The 17,759-nt window shown below is 50.8% G+C and carries 19 protein-coding genes and 2 pseudogenes; 18 read left to right on the top strand and 3 right to left on the bottom strand.

The genetic code is table 11. The annotated features are described in order from the left end of the window. Nucleotides 1-14 precede the first annotated feature (14 nt). Entirely contained in the window at nt 15-875 is an 861-nt protein-coding gene (gene ispE / locus ACGCCZ_RS03840) for a 4-(cytidine 5'-diphospho)-2-C-methyl-D-erythritol kinase (protein ID WP_411655323.1), read from the top strand. A 205-nt stretch (nt 876-1,080) separates the two neighbouring features. Here the strand turns inward: ispE and ACGCCZ_RS03835 are convergent, their stop codons facing one another. Continuing rightward, complete coding sequence (locus ACGCCZ_RS03835) at nt 1,081-1,722, bottom strand: DUF4190 domain-containing protein (protein WP_411655322.1); 642 nt, start codon at nt 1,720-1,722, stop codon at nt 1,081-1,083. Between the two features lie 254 nt (nt 1,723-1,976). On the opposite strand from ACGCCZ_RS03835, the gene spoIIR reads away from it, so the two are divergent. The 9 genes from spoIIR (at nt 1,977) to ACGCCZ_RS03790 (ending at nt 9,947) form a co-directional block, all read left to right on the top strand. Continuing rightward, nucleotides 1,977-2,579 (top strand): stage II sporulation protein R, encoded by a 603-nt coding sequence (spoIIR, locus tag ACGCCZ_RS03830; protein WP_085531893.1) that lies wholly within the window; start codon nt 1,977-1,979, stop codon nt 2,577-2,579. Between the two features lie 112 nt (nt 2,580-2,691). Next, nucleotides 2,692-4,023, top strand: coding sequence for a PD-(D/E)XK nuclease family protein (locus tag ACGCCZ_RS03825; RefSeq protein ID WP_411655321.1), 1,332 nt, complete (start codon nt 2,692-2,694; stop codon nt 4,021-4,023). Between the two features lie 19 nt (nt 4,024-4,042). Next, entirely contained in the window at nt 4,043-4,351 is a 309-nt protein-coding gene (locus ACGCCZ_RS03820; RefSeq protein WP_411655320.1) for a hypothetical protein, read from the top strand. Next, nucleotides 4,314-5,210, top strand: a complete 897-nt coding sequence (locus ACGCCZ_RS03815) for a PD-(D/E)XK nuclease family protein (RefSeq protein ID WP_411655319.1) — start codon at nt 4,314-4,316, stop codon at nt 5,208-5,210. The genes ACGCCZ_RS03820 and ACGCCZ_RS03815 overlap by 38 nt, the downstream gene beginning before the upstream one ends. Further along, a complete protein-coding gene (locus ACGCCZ_RS03810) occupies nt 5,167-5,709 on the top strand; it encodes a hypothetical protein (RefSeq protein ID WP_411655318.1) in 543 nt (180 codons plus the stop codon). Before ACGCCZ_RS03815 ends, ACGCCZ_RS03810 begins: the two co-directional genes overlap by 44 nt. Then, on the top strand, nt 5,706-6,182 hold the full coding sequence (locus ACGCCZ_RS03805; protein WP_411655317.1) for a UvrD-helicase domain-containing protein: 477 nt from the start codon (nt 5,706-5,708) through the stop codon (nt 6,180-6,182). The genes ACGCCZ_RS03810 and ACGCCZ_RS03805 overlap by 4 nt, the downstream gene beginning before the upstream one ends. A gap of 31 nt (nt 6,183-6,213) precedes the next feature. Next, a complete protein-coding gene (locus tag ACGCCZ_RS03800; protein WP_411655345.1) occupies nt 6,214-6,939 on the top strand; it encodes a UvrD-helicase domain-containing protein in 726 nt (241 codons plus the stop codon). Then, on the top strand, nt 6,917-9,604 hold the full coding sequence (locus ACGCCZ_RS03795) for a 3'-5' exonuclease (protein ID WP_411655344.1): 2,688 nt from the start codon (nt 6,917-6,919) through the stop codon (nt 9,602-9,604). Before ACGCCZ_RS03800 ends, ACGCCZ_RS03795 begins: the two co-directional genes overlap by 23 nt. Then, nucleotides 9,582-9,947, top strand: coding sequence for an ACT domain-containing protein (locus ACGCCZ_RS03790; RefSeq protein ID WP_054323674.1), 366 nt, complete (start codon nt 9,582-9,584; stop codon nt 9,945-9,947). Before ACGCCZ_RS03795 ends, ACGCCZ_RS03790 begins: the two co-directional genes overlap by 23 nt. Before the next feature lie 147 nt (nt 9,948-10,094). Here ACGCCZ_RS03790 and ACGCCZ_RS03785 read toward each other — a convergent pair whose 3' ends face one another. Further along, on the bottom strand, nt 10,095-10,406 hold the full coding sequence (locus tag ACGCCZ_RS03785) for a YbjQ family protein (RefSeq protein WP_054323673.1): 312 nt from the start codon (nt 10,404-10,406) through the stop codon (nt 10,095-10,097). After that, nucleotides 10,387-10,605, bottom strand: coding sequence for a hypothetical protein (locus ACGCCZ_RS03780; protein WP_054323672.1), 219 nt, complete (start codon nt 10,603-10,605; stop codon nt 10,387-10,389). Before ACGCCZ_RS03780 ends, ACGCCZ_RS03785 begins: the two co-directional genes overlap by 20 nt. Nucleotides 10,606-10,890: 285 nt before the next feature. Here ACGCCZ_RS03780 and infC point away from each other — a divergent pair, with 285 nt between their 5' ends. From infC to trmFO, 8 genes and pseudogenes are all read left to right on the top strand, one after another. Further along, nucleotides 10,891-11,430 (top strand): translation initiation factor IF-3, encoded by a 540-nt coding sequence (gene infC, locus ACGCCZ_RS03775; protein ID WP_198945593.1) that lies wholly within the window; start codon nt 10,891-10,893, stop codon nt 11,428-11,430. A gap of 23 nt (nt 11,431-11,453) precedes the next feature. After that, entirely contained in the window at nt 11,454-11,651 is a 198-nt protein-coding gene (gene rpmI, locus ACGCCZ_RS03770) for a 50S ribosomal protein L35 (protein ID WP_085531901.1), read from the top strand. Between the two features lie 56 nt (nt 11,652-11,707). Continuing rightward, nucleotides 11,708-12,061, top strand: a complete 354-nt coding sequence (gene rplT, locus ACGCCZ_RS03765; protein WP_054323670.1) for a 50S ribosomal protein L20 — start codon at nt 11,708-11,710, stop codon at nt 12,059-12,061. Between the two features lie 60 nt (nt 12,062-12,121). Further along, on the top strand, nt 12,122-12,916 hold the full coding sequence (locus tag ACGCCZ_RS03760) for a TrmH family RNA methyltransferase (protein ID WP_411655316.1): 795 nt from the start codon (nt 12,122-12,124) through the stop codon (nt 12,914-12,916). A gap of 16 nt (nt 12,917-12,932) precedes the next feature. After that, the gene (gene dprA, locus ACGCCZ_RS03755; protein ID WP_411655315.1) at nt 12,933-14,105 is read left to right on the top strand and encodes a DNA-processing protein DprA; all 1,173 of its coding nucleotides are present in this window, start codon (nt 12,933-12,935) and stop codon (nt 14,103-14,105) included. Nucleotides 14,106-14,300: 195 nt separating this feature from the next. Beyond that, a pseudogene (locus ACGCCZ_RS03750) lies at nt 14,301-16,181 on the top strand (DNA topoisomerase); the annotation flags it as partial. Nucleotides 16,182-16,186: 5 nt separating this feature from the next. Then, nucleotides 16,187-16,405 (top strand): topoisomerase DNA-binding C4 zinc finger domain-containing protein, encoded by a 219-nt coding sequence (locus ACGCCZ_RS03745; protein ID WP_411655343.1) that lies wholly within the window; start codon nt 16,187-16,189, stop codon nt 16,403-16,405. Between the two features lie 11 nt (nt 16,406-16,416). Beyond that, nucleotides 16,417-17,725: pseudogene (gene trmFO, locus ACGCCZ_RS03740) on the top strand (methylenetetrahydrofolate--tRNA-(uracil(54)-C(5))-methyltransferase (FADH(2)-oxidizing) TrmFO). The last annotated feature ends 34 nt before the right edge of the window (nt 17,726-17,759 follow it).

The following is a 17,759-nucleotide window of genomic DNA, read 5'->3' as shown; positions in this document are numbered from 1 at the left end:
TGGGGGATGCATCTATGCGAATCAAGGCATATGCAAAAATCAATCTGGCTTTGGACATTGTGGGCAGGCGTTCGGATGGTTATCATGTACTGGATATGGTGATGCACACCATTTCGCTCCACGATACGCTTACTATCAAACGGGGTACAGGGGGACTTTCGATCACTTGTGCAAGGGAGGATGTGCCGTGCGGTGAGGGCAATACCGTTTACCGCGCAGCGAATGCCTTTTTCCAAGCGATTCAGACACTGCCCGACGTATCCATCGTGATTGAAAAGCAAATCCCTTCTCAGGCAGGCCTGGCAGGAGGAAGTGCGGATGCAGCAGCGACTCTCCACGCATTGAATCGATTGTATCATGCGAAGTTGCCTTTGGAGACGCTCTGCGAGCTTGGTTTGACCGTAGGGGCGGATGTTCCCTTCTGTTTATGTGGGGGTTCTGCGCGCGTCCAGGGAATCGGAGAGATCCTGAAACCTGCGCCGTTGCTGCCAAAGTGTTGGTTGGTGGTCTGCAAGCCTCCCATGGGTGTGGACACGCGGCTGGCATACCGGGCAGTGGATGAACAGGGAGGAGGCCCTTCCGCACATGCCCAACACGTTTTAGAGGCTCTGCAGCGAGGCGACTTGAAAAAGATTGGAGCAACTTTAGGGAATGTATTTGAAGAAGTTCTACAGCTACCAGGGGTGAAAGCGATTAAGGAACAGATGCTTGCATGGGATGCAAAAGGGGCTTGTATGACCGGCAGTGGGTCAGCCGTATATGGCTTGTTCGATCAAGCGGATGCCGCTGTAAACTGTGGAGAACAGCTGCGGCCGTTCTATCCAGAAACGTTTGTGTGCCAGCCAATGGGCATGCCTGTAGAATTTATGGAATAAAATGGAGCACATAAACCTTTTTAGGGCTTCGTCCACAGAACCGTGTAGATACAAAAGTATCCCCCATCCCGGTGTGTGAACAGGTCCAGTAAAAACGGACAATAGACAAAGCCCCCTGATGTGGGAAAATGGTGCACTGCCCCAGTTTGTGCGGATAGCACAAGCTGGGGCAGTGCACCATTGGCATGAGGGATATTTTATTTGTTCAAGATGTTAACAACATAAAAGAAAGCACAAAATTTAGGACCCAAATGACAATTCCAAGAACAAGGCCAATGATGCCTGTGATAAAACCGGCGGTTGCCAGGCCTTTTGCAGTGCTCTGTTTACCAACTTTGCCGGTTGAAATTCCAATGATACCGAGGATGACACCAGCTAATGGAATATACAGAGAAGCGATGATACTGAGAATGCCTGTAATAATGGATACAGTTGCCTTGCTGGTGGGATTATGTACGGCTACAGGGACAGGAGCCGGAATTGGCTGTGCCGTGCCATCCATTGTTGAAGGAGATTGTACAGAGGCCGCATCTGGAATCTCCTGTGTCAGCAGCCGCACTAAATTTTGAACTCGGCTGTTCAATTCGCTCTTGGGCAGAGCGCCATAAAAACCGGTCAAACCGTGCTCGCCAAAGGATTTAATCCAAGCCTCTAAATGGACTTTTCCCTGTCCATATTCCAATTTAATAAATTGGGGAGCGGTGACGGCCCCGATGCCCTTTTTCCAAACATTTTCCCCTTTGTAAACCGTCTGCTGGAAGCCTTCTTTGGTCAAAAAATCCTCTGCAATGAATTTGATGAGGTCATCCGATTTGTTCACATTGTACTCTGCAACGTATCTGGACATAGTCTCCCTCCCATTTTTAGATATTAGCATTATATCTGATAATTTATAATTTGTCAAATAATTTCTTGTGAATTTGCACATTTTTTATGTTGATAGGTGGGGGTTTACACCGAAAAATGAAAAAGTATAGCATCGGTTATCTTTTTTAACTGTTACATTTTACAGGTAGGATGGCGACTTTTTTTACAAATCGACGTATAATTTGAAAAAAATGGGACAATACTCCCGACATCAAACATAAAGAGGGATGTTCCATGAAAAGACTTGAAAAGGCGATTTGTCTTGCCATGATTTTTACGGTGTTGTTTTCCTTTACAGGATTTGCTGCACAGTGTGAAGATATCCCAGAGCATGTTCTACGGCTGCATGTTCTGGCAAACTCGGATTCGAAAGAGGACCAGACGTTAAAGCTCCAAGTGCGTGACCGCATTTTACAGGAAAGCGCTGGGATGCTCGATGATGTTCAGAACAAGGAGGATGCGGAACAGTGCATTCGAGAAAAGCTGCCGGAGTTACAGCGAGCTGCTGCGGATGAAATTGCAGCGCGTGGATATGACTATCCGGTTACAGTGGAATTGGAACGCACCTATTTCCCAACAAGAGAATATGAACAGGTTACATTGCCAGCGGGAATGTATGAGGCTCTACGGGTTTGTATCGGGAACGCAGAAGGGCATAATTGGTGGTGTGTGATCTTTCCTCCTATGTGCCTTCCAGCCGCAGAGGAATCGCAGGAGTTGGAAGATGTCTTGGACGCCCAACAGCTTCAGATTGTAGAGGGACAAAACCGGTATATCATCAAATTCAAAACCTTAGAGTACTATGAACAAATAAAAGCATGGCTGGCCGGCTTTTAAAAAATGTACACAGGAAGGGAACCCGTGTAGGGTTCCTTTTTTTATATGCGGAATTATTCTTGCGTAGAAAGAACGTATAATGAATAGGAACGAACGATCGGAGGGGTTCATATTGCTACATTTACTTCTTGGACGTGCAGGAAGTGGAAAGACCACATATCTGCGCAATTTGTTAAAGGAAACACCTGTAACCCGACAGCCGATTTTGCTTGTACCAGAACAGGGGTCCTTCCAGAATGAACGGGCAATGTTGCGCCTTTTGGGACCAAAAGATGCACAACGTGTTTGGGTGCTCAGTTTTTCTCGACTGGCGGATCGGGCGTTTCGCACATATGGAGGTGTGGCGGGCCGGCGTCTGGATGACGGTGGACGCAGTATCTTTATGAGCCTGGCGCTGGAACAAGTGAAGGACCAGTTGGATTTTTACCGGAAAAGTGCAGAGGATACAGAACTGGTTCGCTTGCTTCTGGAAGCAGCAGCAGAATTAAAGATGTGTGGGATTCATCCGAAAGATCTGTCCGATGCGGCGGAGATACCGGCAAGTCCATTGTCCAGTACACTGCGGCAGAAGGCGAAAGAGCTCGCCTTGATCTTCGCGGCATATGATGCCCTGGTAGCGCAAAGTTATGTGGACCCCCTGGATGATCTTACCCGATTAAAGGCCCTGCTGGAAGAGCATGCCTTTTTCAAAAATTGTGTGGTGGCGCTCGATTCTTTTCAGAGCTTTACGGTTCAAGAATATCAAATCCTTGCTTCCATGCTGGAACAGGCGGACGAAGTGTACGTCTCCCTGTGTGTCGATCAGCTGGATGATCCGGAACGGGGGATGGGATTGTTCTCGCTTGTGCGCCATACGGGAAACACGTTGATCCGGATGGCCAAAGAGCGAGGGGTTAAAGTGGCTGCCCCGGAGCTTCTGGAGCCAGGAAAGCGATTCCGGTCAAAAGGGCTTTCTGCTCTGGAAGCGAATGTATTCCGGACGACTCGCCGTGCTTCGTGCCCCGCCTCAGGAGCGGTTCTCTATGAAGCGAAAGACTTGTATGATGAAGCGGAATATGTAGCAGCTACGATTCGCAATTTGGTGATGGAGCGCGGATACCGTTATCGAGACTTTGCAGTCATCGTTCGTACGCCAGAGCAGTATAGGGGAATCCTGGATGTGGCTTTGGAACATCGGAATATCCCATATTTTATGGACAAGCCACAGGCGATAGACGCTGAACCACTGATGCGGTTGGTTCTTTCTGCCTTTCAGGTGGTGCGGTCAGGTTTTGCCTCTGGGGATGTATTTACGTTTTTGAAAAACCGGCCTGGTGGGGCTGTCCACAGAGCAAATTTCCGAACTGGAAAACTATACATATCTTTGGAATCTCTCCGGACGAAAGTGGAAAGAAGAATGGACGGATCATCCACAGGGATTTGCAGAGGAATGGACCGATCATGACCAGCAGCAGTTGGAATCTTTGAATCAGAACCGGAGAACGATCGTAGAACCGCTGCTCCGTTTTTCAAAGCGTGTGGTAGAGGCGGACGGAGAAGGAATGGCTTTGGCGGTGTACCGGCTTTTGTCCGATCTACAGGCTGCCGAACATCTGAAAGCATTGGCGGGTCGGCTTGCTGCAAATGGTAGGACAGAACTCGCGGAACGACAGCTTCGCCTGTGGGACATACTGATGGCGATTCTCGACCAAAGCGCTCTGGTGCTCAAGGGATGTTGCCTACAGTACACGCGGTATGCGGAGTTACTGCGCTTTGGTGATCCTAGCGAATGACATTGCGAGCATTCCAGAGGGGTTGGATGAGGTGACCGTTGGCGCAGCGGACCGTATCCGAACAGAAGAACCCAAGGTGGTTTTTCTTTTAGGGGCGACCCAGGGGGATTTTCCCCTTTCTCCCAGTGCGAACTGTGTATTTAGCAACGGAGAACGTCGGGAATTGATTGCCTTGGGGTTGCCGCTGAACGATACCTTAGAGGGGATTGCTGTGCAGGAGCGGTTTTTGGCCTATGCGGCTATGAGTGCAGCTTCTGAACGCCTTTATATCAGCTTCCCGGCTGCTGGAATAGAGGGGGAACCGAAGCACGCATCTCCGATTGTCACAGAATCACTGGCAATTTTGCAGGATTTGCCGGTATATACTCCTTACAGTATTCCTCAGACGTGGATGGCCAATGCAGAACAGCCTGCGTTTGCTTTAGCGGCTCAAAACTGGAACGATAATACGCCGCTCTCCGCTACGATGCGGAAGCTCTTCACCGAACGCCGGGAATACGAGGCGCGTATAGCAGCCTTGGACCGCGCTGCAAAGAAACGGGTGGTTACCTTTGCAGATGAGCGAAAGGCGCAAAAGTTATTTGGCGTAAATATGAATGTTTCAGCAACTCAAATTGAAACGTTCTATCTCTGCCGGTTTCAATATTTTTGCCGGTATGGGTTGCGGGCAAAGGAACGCCGTACCGCCGAGATGGACGCCTTGGAATATGGAAGCTTGATGCACTATTTACTGGAACATCTCTTCCGCGATACAGGTGCTCAAAAGCTCCACGCAATGAAACAACAAGAACTCGAAAGAAGAGATTGGCAGCCTTTTGGAACAGTATCTGGAGTACCCGCTTGGGGGGATGCAGAATAAAACGCCGCGGTTTACCTATCTTTTTGCGCGGTTATCCGAGGCCGCATTGGTGATCGTTGCCCACATTGCAGAGGAACTTTGCCAGAGCCGGTTTGAGCCGGTCGATTTTGAATTGCCGATCGGCGGCGATGGAATCCCTCCGCTTGGCGATCTCTGTCGGATGGAGGAATGGTATCTATCAATGGAAAAGTGGACCGGGTGGATCTGTTTGATCGGGACGGCGTGCAGTATCTGCGTGTGGTGGATGATAAAAAACTGGAAGAGAGAAGAGTTCAAACTGTCCGATGTGATCTATGGCGTCAACATGCAGATGCTGATTTATCTGGCTACTCTCAGTGAAAATGCAGAAGCACGTTATGGTGGCAAACTTGCACCTGCGGGAATCCTTTATGTCCCAGCTTCCCGGCCGAACCTTTCTGCCGCGCGCGATGTTTCTAAAGAAAAAATCCAGAGGGAAGAAGCCAAAAAGCTTACGCATGAACGGCTTGCTGATCGATGACCCAGACATCTCTGACCGCGATGGAGCCCGATGCTGCTGGGACCTATATCCCGGTAGTCCTGAAAAATGGCGTGCCTGCGAGGCGGGATAGCGTGGTATCTCCGCGGGAAATGAATGCCATTCTGCGCCGGGTGCGGGACTTAGCAGCTTCTATGGCGGAAGAACTTCACCGCGGCCATTTGGCAGCTGTGCCCCTCAAGGGGGATACGGACGCCTGCAACTGGTGTCCCTATTTTGCGGTTTGTTGCAGGGAACAGGAGGATACAGCAAGACAGATGAACAAATGGGATCGCGATGCTGTGATCGCAGAATTGACGGAGAGGGAGGAAGAACCGGATGGGGCCGAAATTGGACCCCCAGCCGAGCGGGACGCCATTGAGGCGCGCGGCGGAACCCTATCGGTTTCTGCTGCTGCTGGTTCGGGGAAAACCGCTGTTTTGGTGCAGCGCGTGATGGAGCGGTTCGACGGATGAGCAGCATCCCACAGATGCAGACCGCCTTTTGGTGGTTACCTTTACAAAGGCGGCAGCGGCCGAAATGCGCGACCGTATAGCTGCACAAATTTCCCGTCTGTTGGAAGAGGACCCATATAATGTTCGCCTACAGCGCCAACAGATTTTATTGGCGCGGGCACAGATCAGCACCATACACAGTTTTTGCAGCGAACTGGTGCGAGAAAACTTTTATAAGCTCGATGTATCGCCGGATTTCCGCATCTTAGACGATGCGGAAATGACGTTGCTGCGGCACGATGCGATCACTCAGGTGTTGGACGAATATTATGCGTTGGGAGACGCGCTATTCTTTCAGTTAGTGGATGCTTTTTCTGCTGGACGCGATGATGCACAGCTCGTATCGACTGTGGAAACACTCTATGAATTTGTTCGTTCGCATCCGTTTCCAGAGCGCTGGTTGCGTGAGAAAGCCGCGCTTTACCGGGAGGAACTCCCTGCCTCTCAGACGGTTTGGGGGGAAACCGCTCTGCATTATGCGCAGGATGCCATAACATATGCGGTCGCGTTGACGCAAAATGCGTTGTCTTTGATGGAACAGGAGGCGGCCATCCAGAAAGCCTATCACGATGCATATGCTTCGGATTTGGCCGGATTGCTTGCATTGCAGACGTACGTACAAGAGAAGAATTGGAACGGACTTGCTTTTGCATGCCGGAATTTTTCCTATGAGAAGCTGAAACCTTTGCGTGGCTATGGAGATGACCCGCTCGAATGAGTTGACCGCATCCCGCAAAGAAGTCAAAGCGACCGTCGAAAAACTGACGGGGTTATTCCATGAGAGCGAGGAGGAATGTGCAGAGGACATCGCACAATTGGCTCCATTGGTAGCCAAACTATTTGAAGTCACCCTTCGCTTCGGGGAAGCACTTGACCGGATGAAGCAGGAGCGCCGTGCAGCCGACTTTGGGGATTTGGAGCATTGGGCGCTAAGGCTTTTGGTCCGCGATACGCCGGAAGGTGTGGTCCGTACTTCGGATGCCGAGGAGTTGGCTGCCCGCTTCGATGAGATCATGGTGGACGAGTACCAAGATACCAACGAGGCACAGGATATGATTTTTCGCGCAGTTTCCCGGGAGGAATCCAATCTCTTTTTTGTAGGCGATGTTAAGCAGAGCATTTACAGTTTCCGGCAAGCCATGCCGCAAATTTTTCTGCGCCGTCGGGCTGCTTACCCGCCCTATGACCGAACATTGGACGCCTATCCGGCAAGCATTGCCCTGGATCGGAATTTCCGGAGCCGGGTGGGGGTCACAGGCGCAGTCAATTTTGTTTTTCGCCAACTGATGAGCGTCCAAACAGGCGACCTTGATTATGGAGAAGGGGAAGAGTTAGTTCCCGGTGCAGCGTATCCACCTTCCTCTGGGGCGGATACAGAATTGACGGTCCTCGACCTCTCCAAAGGGGACGAAGAGGAGATGGTGCGCGCAGAGAGCCGTTATATTGCACAACGGATTCATCGAATGTTGGCGGAAGGCTTGCAGGTCACAGAGGACGGCGTTCAACGTCCGGCAGGGTATCACGATTTTTGTATCCTGCTGCGCAGTGCAAACCGCTATGCCAAAGAATACGCCAAGGAATTGCAGCGATTGGGGATTCCCGCTTGGGCGGATACCGGCGGGGGATTCTTTGCCGCTCCAGAGGTGGCCGTAGCGGTGTCGTTGTTGCGCGTCATCGACAATCCCATTCAGGATATTCCACTTTTGGCGGTACTGATGAGCCCTATCTATGGATTCACTCCGGATGATCTGGCGGATATTCGTGCGAAGGAGCGAAAAGAACCGCTCTACGTTGCCCTGGTACGGGCGTCTCAGGACGGGAATGGGCGTGCGGAGCAAGTTCTGCGGGATATTGAAGAATATCGCACGTTGGCCGCTACACTGCCTTCGGACCGTTTGATTCATCTTGTTTACGAAAAGAGCGGATATCCCGATCTGGTACAGGCGATGCCCAATGGGACGCTTCGATTGGCGAATGTACGCCTACTGATGGAATACGCAAAAAAATATGAGAGTTCTGGCTTCAATGGTCTGTCCGGTTTTGTGCGTATGCTGGATCGCTTGGAGCAGCAAGATGCAGACCTCGCCTCGGCGTCCTCTGTGAGTGGAGCCGAAGTCGTACAGATTATGAGCATTCATCGAAGCAAAGGTCTGGAATTTCCCGTGTGTATTTTGGCTGGATGTTCTCGCCGTTTCAATAAGGAGCGCGGCGATGTATTGCTGCATCCGGAATTGGGGTTGGGGGTAAAACTGAGGGACTCGGAAACCGGTGCACGGATGACCACGCTTCCGCGGGAAGCAGCTGCTTTGGAGATCGACCGCGGAGAGATGAGCGAGGAGTTGCGCGTATTGTATGTGGCAATGACACGCGCAAAAGAAAAGCTTCTTCTGTTGACTACGGTCAAGGATGCAGAAAAGACACTGGGAAAGTTGGCCTCCCGTTTGACGGAAGAACCGAGGCTACAGCCCTATGTGGTGCGCAGTGCTTCCTGCATTTCCGACTGGCTGCTCCTATGTGCGATGCGCCATCCGGATGGAGGAGTATTGCGCGAGATGGCTGCCGCTTTGCCGGGGATTACATTGCCCTGCGATACTCCATGGAAAATCGGTGTGGTTTATCCGGAAGTACAGGAAGAATCTTTGCCCATTGAGGAGGAAGGGCAAGCGCTTCCGGACATAACCCTTCAGAAAGATTTGGAACAGAAACTAAACTATGTTTATCCATACGATGGATTGCGCGGTGTGCCAACCAAGGTGGCTGCCAGCGATTTGGCGGCAGAACCGTTTTCCTTTCAATATGCTGCTACGGCACGGCCAGCCTTTTTAAGCGAACAGGGGTTGACTCCCGCAGAGCGCGGGACAGCCTTGCATCATTTTATGCAGTTCTGCGACTTTGCGGTGGCGCGTGTTGATCCTGCACAAGAGAAGGACCGTTTGGTAAAGCAGGGATTCCTTTCTCGGGAAGAGGGGGAGGCTGTAGAGATCAGACGTGTACAAGCATTTTTTGCTTCCTCTTTGGCACAGAGAATGTTCCAAGCAGACCAGATCCTGCGGGAATACCGATTTACAGTGGAAATTACTGCGGGCGAGGTACAGCCCGGATTGCCCCAAACGCTCGCAAATGAAGCGGTTGTAATGCAGGGGGCAGTGGACTGTGCTTTTGAGGAGGACGGCAAATGGGTGGTGGTAGACTTTAAGACCGACCATGCCAAGGATGAAGAAGCCCTTTGGAAGCGATATGCGGCCCAGCTCGCCCTGTACCGCCGGGCACTTGTGGCTTGCACCGGCATTCCGGTCAAGGAATGCCTGCTGTACTCGTTCTTCTTAAACCGGGAGATTCGTGGAAAGGAGTTGCCTGAATATGCAATTAAAGCTTTTGAATGAGGAGTTCGCCGTCTGTAAACTTGCTCGTGCGGAACAAGTTCCGTGGGAGGCCCAATTTGTGTTTGTGGGAAAGACAGATGAAGAACTGTCGCTAGTCTGTCCAGTAGAGTCGGTCCCAATGGAGTGCCTCCAACAGGAGAGGGGATGGCGGTGTTTCCGCGTGGAAGGCCCCTTGAATTTTACACTGGTTGGCATCCTTTCAAAGATAACCGGGGTGTTGGCGGAGAGACAAATCCCGGTGTTTGCCGTATCGACATTTGATACGGATTATCTCTTGGTGCGTACCGACCACCTCTGCCAAGCCAGGAAAGCGTTGGAATTGGCGGGATATACCTTTGTTTAACAGGATGTTTTTTCGTACGTGACCAGCATTTTCTACATTTCTACAAAAGTGGTTTGACCGTATGGATGCAGGGAATATCGGAAAAATGAAAAACGGGGAGACAGCGTGTAGCTATCTCCCCGTTGGCGCACGAGTGCGTAAGACCTATTATTTAAACTTTACGGCTGTACCGTATGCGATGACCTCAGCAGCGCCCTGCATGACAGCTGCTGAAGCATAGCGGATATTGATGACCGCGTCCGCTCCCAATTGCTCTGCTTCTTCCACCATACGTTTCGTGGCCAGTGCGCGGGCTTCATTCATCATATCCGTATAGGCTTTTAGTTCACCGCCGATGATGGTTTTAAAACTCTGCGTGATGTCGCGTCCGATGTTCTTTGACTGGATGGTACTTCCTTTTACAAGACTGAGCATTTCCAGTTCTTTGCCCGTGATATAATCAGTATTTACTAAGATCATTTTCTTCACCGCTCCTTATTTCTTTGATTCGTTGAACCAACACATATACCGATACGCCGATCCATGCAGCGGACACGAGGATTCCGATTCCCTTCCAAAACCAAGGGATAGGCAGTAGGGCACAACCAATCAACCAGACTGCAAACCAGGCGACTAAAAGGACAGTAATCAGAATCGGTGCCAGCATCTTTTTCCACATGGCGCTCATCCCTTTCGCGCTCATAGTAGTACAGGGAACCGATAAAATAGTTTTAATAAAGAATATTACACAATTTTTATCTTCTACCCAAATGGATGAAATAATCCTTGACAAATGAAGGATGGAATGATAAAGTTAATAGGTAAAAACAAAGCGGGGCATTGCCCACACCTGTGTGGTTCCGTCCGTCATGGGTCAATACGTACACAGAAGCGGTTTGTAACTGTGGTATTGATGCGCGAGCGGAGGAATTCTGCCCGCGTTTTTTGTTGAATTGCAGATAACGTGATTTGGAGGTGCTTAACCATTAGCAACAAGGAACTACAGATTAACGAAGAAATTCGTGACAGAGAAGTGCGTGTCATCGGTTCGGATGGCAACCAGCTTGGGGTGATGCCCACTGCAAAGGCGCTGGAGATGGCGTTCGGACAAAATTTGGACCTTGTAAAAATTGCACCGCAGGCAACGCCCCCGGTATGCAAGATTATCGATTACGGAAAGTACCGGTTTGAACAGACGAAACGTGAGAAGGAAGCCAGAAAGAACCAGCGTGTCGTCGAGATCAAGGAAATCCGCCTGTCCCTCAATATCGACACCCACGACTTTGAGACGAAGGTTGGCCATGCCACCCGATTCTTGAAGGAAGGCAATAAGGTCAAGGTTTCCATCCGCTTCCGCGGCCGTGAGATGGGGCATCCCGAGCAGGGCCACGAGATTATGCGGCGGTTTGCAGAGGCGCTCAGCGAGATTGCCAATGTGGAGAAACCGTCGAAGCTGGAAGGACGCAACATGCTGATGTTCCTTGCATCCAAACCCGCTAAATAATCATTTTTAAGGAGGAGCATACCATGCCCAAGATTAAAACACACAGCGGCGCGAAAAAGCGCTTCAAGCTTTCTAAGAACGGAAAGGTCATCCGCGCCCACGCCAATAAATCTCACATTTTGAACAAGAAGACCACCAAGCGTAAGAGAGGCCTGCGTCAGACCACTGTGGCGGATAAGACGAATGTACGCCAGGTGAAGCGCCTGGTGCCTTATAAATAAGCACAGGCAACGCTTCGTTTTTCACAAAATTATAACCATTACTGGAGGTATATAAAATGGCACGTGTAAAAGGCGCGTTGATGACACGCAAAAGAAGAAAAAAGACTTTGAAGCTCGCAAAGGGCTACTTTGGTGCAAAGAGCAAGCACTTTAAAATGGCCAAACAGGCCGTTATGAAATCCGGCAACTATGCATACATCGGCCGCAAGCAGAGAAAGAGAGATTTTCGCCGCCTGTGGATCACCCGCATCTCCGCCGCCTGCCGCATGAACGATATCAGCTATTCGGTGTTCATGAACGGGCTGAAGAAGGCAAACATCGCCCTCAACCGCAAGATGCTCGCTGAAATCGCTGTGAGCGACGAGGCCGCATTCAAGGCGCTGGTCGAGAAGGCAAAAGCAGCAAGATAAAAAAGCTGGAATTGCGCCCGGAACAGAAACCGGGCGCAACTTTTCGTTATAGGTGAATTTATGCCGGATGTGATTACAAGCCGAAAAAATGAATGGGTGCGCTATGCCGCAAAGCTTGCCTCCTCCGCGGAATTTCGCCGGAGCGAGGGCCTTTTTATACTAGAGGGCGCTCGTCTGTGCGCCGATGCGGCGGACAGCGGCATAGTGATTCAAACACTGTTTTACACAGAACAGGCGGCACAGCGTTATAAGCCTTACCTTGAGCGGATCATGCCCCTTGCGGCACACCGCTGTTTCATTGTCCCGCATGTGGCAGAGCTGTTAGCAGAGACAAAGACGACGCAGGGAATTTTTTGCGTGTGCCAAAAACGGCCGGGGACCGTAGGGCTGGAAGATCTTCCAGTAAAAGGCCATCTGTTGGCTGTGGAGAATCTGCAGGACCCGGGCAATATGGGGGCGGTATTGCGTACAGCGGAGGCCTTGGGTTTAGCCGGTGTGTTATTGGCAGGGACTTGTTGCGACGTATACAGCCCAAAGGTATTGCGTGCCAGTATGGGAGCGGTGTTTCGTCTGCCCTTTCGCTTCGTGGAAAGTTTGGCAGGTGCGGCGCCGGTTCTTCGGAACCGCGGATTCGCATTATATACTGCGGTGCCAGATCGCACAGCAAAGCCAGTAACCGAGCTTTCCTTTGAAAAGCCTGTTATCATCGCTGTGGGCAATGAGGGGAACGGACTGGATGCAGATACTGTGGCGGCCTGGGACCAAGCTGTGACGATTCCCATGCGAGGGCGTGCGGAGTCGCTCAATGCAGCGGCTTCTGCGGCGATCCTGATGTGGGAAATGATGCGAATTTGAAAGGAGAAAGGACAGGATGGCTATCGACCAGCGTGCCTATTGGGTTTGGTTGCAGCATGCCTTACAAGCGGGCAGCAGTAAGACGCGCCACATCCTGGAATCCTTTGAGAATTTGGAGGCATTCCATCGTGCGGGGTTACGGGAATGGAGCTTAATGGGAATTTTTACCCAGCGTGAATTGGCTGCGTTGCGGACCTACACGTTACAAGATGCGTTGGCGCAGATCGACCTTTGCCAGAAGTTGGGGCAGCATATTTTGACGCCAGAAGACCGGGACTATCCCTTTTTGCTCCGGCAAATCCACAACCCGCCAGCTGTTTTATATGTACAGGGAAGGCTTCCAGATTTTTTGGAATTTCCGTCCGTTTCCATTGTGGGAACACGTAAGGCGACGCTGGTAGGAAAGCGTGTTGCCCATAGTTTGGGATATGGACTGGCCAAAGGCGGCGCAATTGTTGTCAGTGGCGGCGCGTTGGGCATTGATACAGCAGCACATAAAGGCGCGCTTCTCGCAGGAGGGAAAACCGTTTGCGTTCTCGGATGCGGCATTTCCCATCCGTATTTATTGGCCAATGCCGATCTCCGCGATTCGATTGCGCAAAATGGTGCGCTGCTTTCGGAATATCCTCCCCATACGCCCGCTCTACGCAACCATTTTCCGGTGCGCAACCGCTTAATTTCTGGGCTTACTTTAGGGACAGTGGTAGTGGAAGCCACAGAAAAAAGCGGCTCACTGATTACCGCAAACGAAGCCATCCATCAAAACCGCGATGTTTTTGCCGTGCCCGGCTTGGTGGGGAGCCGCGCTTCTCAGGGGCCGAACAACCTTTTGCGTGAAGGAATGCGGGCAGTCAGCTGTGCGAATGATATTTTGCAGGAATATCTTTTCCGATTTCCAGGAAAAATCCACTTGGAGGAATCGACGGAAAGTGTTATGCTGATAGAGACCGCTCAAAAAGAACAGAAGACGGTACAGGGGAATACGAAAGACAGAGAAGAACCCGCCGGGCTTTCCCCTTATGCAGCGGCGTTGTTTCGTGTGCTCACCTGTGAGCCGCGTCCTTTTTTGGAGTTATGCCAGGAAGCTGACATCCCCACAGTTTGTGCGCTGCCAGCTGTCACAGAATTAGAGCTTGCGGGGATTATTCAAGGGTATTCCGGAAGGCGCTATTCCTTAAAAGAATCTTAGGCTTTATGAAAGCCTGCCCAATGGGTGTTTATGGAAAGGGCAGGTTTTCACAAGGTCTAAAAGACTTTGCATTTTTTAGAGATCAACATTGTTTTATGTGACATAGATATATAGGAAGGTTGTTGTGCGGGGAAATGGAGCGCCCGCAATGGTATGGCCTGAGCGCTATACGACATGAAAGAGGTGTATGGATAGATGTCGAAATTGGTGATTGTGGAATCGCCGGCAAAAGCGAAGACGATTAAGAAATATTTAGGTCCCGGGTATGATGTGATAGCGTCTATGGGACATGTGCGCGATTTACCGGAAAACCGGTTGAGCGTTGATATTAAAAAGGATTTTAAACCGAAGTATGAAGTGATTAAGGGCAAGGAAAAGCTGGTAGACGAATTAAAGGAAAAAGCGGAGAAAAGCGACTACGTGTTTCTGGCGACTGACCCGGACCGTGAGGGGGAGGCAATTTCTTGGCATTTGGCCTATCTGCTCGATTTAAAGACAGAGGACGAAAACCGTGTGACATTCAATGAGATTACAAAGACGGGTGTCACCAATGGGATGGAGCATCCCCGCAGCATCGATATGGATTTGGTCAATGCACAACAGGCGCGGCGTATTTTGGACCGGCTTGTAGGCTATAAACTCAGCCCATTTCTTTCCCAAAAGATTCGACGGGGCCTCTCTGGGGGGCGCGTACAGTCCGTGGCGGTCCGGCTGGTAGTGGACCGCGAGGAGGAGATCCGCAAATTTGTTCCAAAAGAGTATTGGACCATTGATGCGAAGATGATTCCCAAAGGTTCCCGTAAGGCTTTCCCTGCTACATTCTACGGCGATGAAAATGGAAAGATCGAGATTGAAAATAAAGAGCAGGCGGACCGTATTCTCGCAGAACTGGAAGGAGCGGACTATAAAATTTCCAAACTCAAAAAGGGAACGCGCCGCAAATCTCCGGCGCCGCCGTTTATCACCTCTACGTTGCAGCAAGAGGCTTCCCGCCGCCTGGGTTTTCAGGCCCGCCGCACCATGAAGGCTGCGCAGGAACTCTACGAAGGTGTAGAAATCGAAGGAATGGGAGCGGTCGGTTTGATTACCTATATGAGAACCGACTCTCTGCGTTTGTCGGAGGATGCGCTCAAGGATGCTGCCGACTATATTTTGGAGCGATGGGGAAGAAGTATCTGCCGGATACGCCGCGCCATTTTAAAACAAAAAAGAATGCGCAGGATGGGCATGAAGCCATTCGTCCGACAATGCCGAGTCTTTCTCCGGATCAGGTAAAGGAAAGTTTGAGTTCCGATCAATATAAGCTCTATAAACTGATCTGGGAGCGTTTCATTGCGTGCCAGATGGCCAACTGTTTGCAGAGTACGACCCAGGCAGAGATTTCTGCGAAAAACTATGTCTTCAAGGCGTCTGGATATACCGTCACATTTGATGGCTTTACAGTCCTTTATGAAGAGAAAAAGGACGAAGACTCTGAGGACAGCGGCGCTTTGCCGCCTCTGGAAAAGGATATGCCTTTGCGTTGTAAGGAAATCGCTGGAAACCAGCATTTTACCCAACCGCCGGCTCGGTATACAGAGGCGTCGCTGATTAAGGCACTGGAGGAAAATGGCATTGGCCGCCCATCCACCTATGCGACGACGATCTCGACGATCACAGGGCGGGAATATGTGATTCGGGATGGAAAGGCGCTCAAACCCACCGAATTGGGCGAGGTCATTACCAAGCTGATGAAAGAGCGTTTTCCGAAAATCGTGAATGTCAAATTTACCGCCCAGGTGGAAGAAGAACTGGATGAAGTTCAAAGCGGAAAAATCAATTGGGTTGAGACCCTGCATGATTTTTATGGGGACTTTGAAAAGACATTAAAAAAGGCCAAGGAAGAGATGCAGGGTGTCAAAATCCAGTTGAAAGAGGATGAAACCGATATAATTTGCGAGAAGTGCGGCCGTAAAATGGTGGTCAAGATGGGGCGCTACGGAAAATTTATCGCCTGTCCAGGATACCCGGAATGCAAAAACGTCAAGAAGTTGGTGCAGGAGACAGGAGCGGAATGCCCAAAATGTGGCGGTAAGGTGATTGTGAAGAAATCCAAAAAGGGCCGTATCTTCTATGGATGTGCAGAATATCCCAATTGTGATTTTATCTCTTGGGATGAACCGAGTATGGAAAAATGCCCCCGTTGTGGAAAAACGCTGTTAAAGAAAAAAGGCAAGCATCCCAAGTACTACTGTATTACTCCCGACTGTGGCTATGAGCGGGTGGAACATCCAGATGAGGAAAATAAAGACGAGGCTTAAAGGAGACATCGATGAAAATACGAGTGATCGGCGCTGGGCTGGCTGGTTGTGAAGCTGCGTGGCAGGTAGCCCGTGCAGGAGTGGAAGTGGAACTCTGGGAGATGAAGCCGCAAAAGTACTCCCCAGCGCACCACAGTCCTGGCTTCGCGGAATTGATCTGCTCGAATTCGTTGAAGGCAGAACGTGTGGACAGTGCAGCTGGCCTTCTCAAAGAGGAGATGCGGCGTCTGGATTCCCTTTTGATGCAATGCGCAGATCTCTGCCGTGTGCCGGCAGGCGGAGCGCTTGCCGTTGACCGGCATGCGTTTTCTGCGGCAGTGACCAAAGCGATACGGGGGAATCCGCTGATACAAATTTGTAATGAAGAGGTCACCGAGCTACCAACCGATGGCATTCATGTGGTCGCCACAGGGCCGTTGACGTCCGACGCGTTGGCGGGGCAAATCGCCGCCCTCTGTGGAGGATGTCTGAGTTTTTTTGATGCGGCAGCCCCTATCGTCACTGCCGAAAGCTTCGGGCCGGGAGCGGATTTTTGCCGCCTCACGCTATGGTAAGGGGGAGGACGATGCCTATTTAAATTGTCCGATGAATAAAGAGGAATACGAGCGTTTCTACGAGGCGTTGGTTCACGCGGAGCGGGCGCCAATCCATGACTTTGATGTGGCAGACCCAAAGGTTTACGAAGGATGTATGCCCATTGAAGTGATGGCACAGCGCGGACCGGATACCATTCGTTTTGGCCCGCTCAAGCCGGTCGGACTTCGCGATCCGGCCACAGGACACAGGCCTTGGGCGGTGGTGCAACTGCGGCGCGAGGATCGAGAGGGGACTCTTTACAATTTGGTCGGTTTTCAAACGAACCTCAAATTTGGAGAACAAAAACGGGTGTTTGGCCTGATTCCTGGCTTGGAACAGGCTGAATTTGTGCGCTATGGCGTGATGCACCGCAACACGTTTCTCAATTCCCCAATGGTATTGAACAGCGATTTTAGCCTGCGGTCCCACCCGAATCTATTCTTTGCGGGACAGATCACCGGTGTGGAAGGCTATATGGAGTCCGCTGCAAGCGGAATAATGGCTGGACGAAATGCGGTGCGTAGGCTACAGGGAAAGCATACGATCACGCTTCCGCCTGAAACGATGATCGGTGCGTTGAGCCGTTATGTACAAGATGGAGGGGACAGCGACTTTCAACCCATGGGGGCTAACTTTGGCGTGATTCCCCCGATCGTTCCACATATTCGGGACAAGCATTCCCGTTATGCTGCATTCTCAGAGCGTTCGTTACAAAGCTTAGATGCGTTTCTAAAACATATATAGAAAATTAGTAAAACAAAGTAATAGCCGCGACTGC

Source organism: Anaeromassilibacillus sp. SJQ-1 (assembly GCF_046693725.1).
Lineage (GTDB): Bacteria > Bacillota > Clostridia > Oscillospirales > Acutalibacteraceae > Anaeromassilibacillus.
This window is presented reverse-complemented; position numbering and strand designations above follow the sequence as displayed.